Source organism: Streptomyces flavochromogenes (assembly GCF_000717595.1).
In the GTDB taxonomy this organism is placed as follows: domain Bacteria; phylum Actinomycetota; class Actinomycetes; order Streptomycetales; family Streptomycetaceae; genus Streptomyces; species Streptomyces flavochromogenes.
The window spans coordinates 1-642 of the sequence record NZ_JNZO01000097.1 but is presented as its reverse complement, the minus strand read 5'-3'; the positions used below and the strand labels follow the sequence as shown (position 1 = coordinate 642).

Annotated in this window: 1 protein-coding gene; it reads left to right on the top strand. The window is 71.5% G+C overall.

The window, feature by feature from the left end; all coding sequences use genetic code 11:
* The coding region (locus tag IF00_RS0140395) for an HAD-IC family P-type ATPase (RefSeq protein WP_037640532.1) at positions 1-642 on the top strand (642 nt) is incomplete at both ends.

Genomic DNA, 642 nt, shown 5'->3' with positions numbered 1-642 from the left:
CCCCCTGGCCCTGTTGCTGTGGGCCGCCGCCGCCCTCGCCTTCGTCGCGGACCTTGCGATCCTCGGTTGGGCGATCCTCGCGGTCGTCGCCGTCAACGCGGCTTTCGCCCTGCTCCAGGAACGTCAGGCGGAGCGGGCGGTGGAGACACTCGCCCGCTATCTGCCCGAGCACGCCCTCGCCGTGCGCGACGGGCAGCCCCACGTCGTGGAGGCCCGTGACCTCGTACCGGGCGATCTGATCCTCCTGGAGGAGGGCGACAAGGTCCCCGCCGACGCGCACGTCACCGAGGGCGGGGTCGAGGTCGATCTGTCGATGCTCACGGGCGAGTCCGTGCCGGCTGAACGGATCGCTTCGGCCGGGATCCTCGGCGCCCCGCTGCTGGAGGAGCCGAACCTCGTCTTCAGCGGGACGACCTGTGTCGAGGGGCAGGCCCGTGCCATCGTGTTCGCCACGGGAAACCAGACCGAACTCGGTCGGATCGCCGCGCTCAGCCAGCGGACGCGGCGTGAGGCGAGCCCTCTGGAACGGCAGGTCAAGCGGGTCGCGTGGCTCATCGCCGGCGTCGCGACCGGCATGGGCGTCGTGTTTCTCGTCCTCGGGGTGGCGGTCGGGCTTCCGGTCACCGACTCCCTGACGTTCGC